At 49.3% G+C, this 1,803-nt stretch carries 1 protein-coding gene and 1 pseudogene; one reads left to right on the forward strand and one right to left on the reverse strand.

The window, feature by feature from the left end; all coding sequences use genetic code 11:
- A partial coding sequence (locus H6F50_RS02835) for an inactive serine/threonine-protein kinase VRK3 (protein ID WP_199291952.1) occupies positions 1–659 on the reverse strand: 659 nt, incomplete at its 3' end.
- Positions 660–810: 151 nt separating this feature from the next.
- On the opposite strand from H6F50_RS02835, the pseudogene H6F50_RS02840 reads away from it, so the two are divergent.
- A pseudogene (locus H6F50_RS02840) lies at positions 811–1,803 on the forward strand (phenylacetate--CoA ligase family protein); the annotation flags it as partial.

Here is a 1,803-nt window from a genome sequence, read left to right on the forward strand (position 1 = left end):
GTTTCCATCCCTGGTGTCTCGTTAAACTCCGATTCTACGGTGGCTGCGACTTCCTTGACGCCACCGAAGTCAATCAAAACGGGCAGTTGGTCAGAAGCTCGCGAAATCATGTTATCTGGGGCAATATCGCGGTGAATGACCCCCATCGAATGGATATATTCTAGAACTGGTAAAATTTGCAGCAGAATCTGCCGTACCTCTGCCTCGCTAAACCGCGCTCCTTGATGTTTCCGACTTTCGAGAAGCGCGCGATAAGTTTGACCTTCCACATAGTCTTGGACTAAAAACAGGCGTCCGTTCCCTCGCTGGTTTACCCGAAATAACTCTCGAAAGTTGGGAATTTGCGGGTGTTTCAGCTTGTAAAGGACACCCGCTTCCCGTTCAAATAGTTCGGAAGCTTTTTGCAAAGCGTAAGTGCCTTGCACCTTGGGGGCAAATTCCTTTAAAACACAGGGTTCGTTGAAGCGGTTGAGGTCTTCAGACAAATAAGTGCGTCCAAAGCCACCGTGCCCCAATTCGCGCACAATTCGATAGCGATCGCCCAGCGTCATCCCCGGCAAAATACTATTACTCACCACGGAGGGCAGCGGTTCGCCACAATGCTGGCAAAAGCGACCATCGATGGGATTCTCGTGTCCTTTGGTGCAATAGAGGGGCATGATTAACCTGGGGCAATTCTGTGGAAGATCCAGTAACGGTATAACAAATTGACCGAGATTCTACCAAGTAATGCGATCGATGAAAGCGATTGAAAGCGATCGCCTTCCTTACGTTAGCCTGATCTTAAATACAAAACTGAGAGGGAGGACAATGCTAGAAGAACAACGTCAACGGGTACTCACCGCTTTTCAAGCGTTCCTGGGTACTCCTCTCCAGTGGCGGCTGCAACAGTATCGCAGCACCTCCCCAGAAACCGCTACGATGCAATTATTCCACGAGGTTGCTGCGAGTGTCCCCGCCTACCAAGCTTTTGTGAAGGAACAAGGTATCGATCCGGATTCAATCCAAACTTTTGAAGATTTCCAAAAACTTCCCTTCATTACTAAAGAAAATTACCTGTTGCGTCACTCGCTTGCAGACTTGTGCCGCAACGGACAATTGGAAGCGTGCGATACGATTGCTGTTTCCTCCGGTTCAACGGGAAAGCCGACATTTTGGCCTCGTTTCCTCACGGATGAACTGCAAATCGCCATTCGCTTTGAACAGATATTTCATGATAGTTTTCAGGCTGACACCCGCCGCACCTTGGCTGTCATCTGCTTCACCTTAGGGACTTGGGTTGGGGGAATCTACACAGCAAACTGCTGTCGCTATCTCGCCAGTAAAGGATACCCGATTACGGTGATTACTCCTGGCAATAATAAAGAAGAGATATTTCGAGTCGTGCAAGAACTGGGTTCTGCATTTGAGCAAGTAGTGCTGCTGGGGTATCCACCATTTCTGAAGGATGTCATTGATAGTGGCATAGCGCGGGGTGTGCAATGGCAGCAATATCACATCAAAATGGTGTTTGCGGGAGAAGTCTTTAGCGAAGAATGGCGCAACCTTGTCGGAGCAAGAGTCGGTTCTCAAAATCCTTGTTATGACTCAGCTTCGCTTTATGGGACAGCCGATGCAGGCGTATTGGGCAACGAAACCCCGCTAAGTATCCGCATCCGTCGATTTCTGGCAGAACATCCAGATGCTGCTAAGGCATTATTTGGGGAATCTCGCTTGCCAACGCTGGTACAGTATGACCCACTGAGTCGCTTTTTCGAGGTTCACGAGGGCACATTGCTGTTTTCCGGCGATAACGGGATTCCG

The sequence above is a fragment of the Coleofasciculus sp. FACHB-712 genome (assembly GCF_014695635.1).
GTDB lineage: Bacteria > Cyanobacteriota > Cyanobacteriia > Cyanobacteriales > FACHB-T130 > FACHB-T130.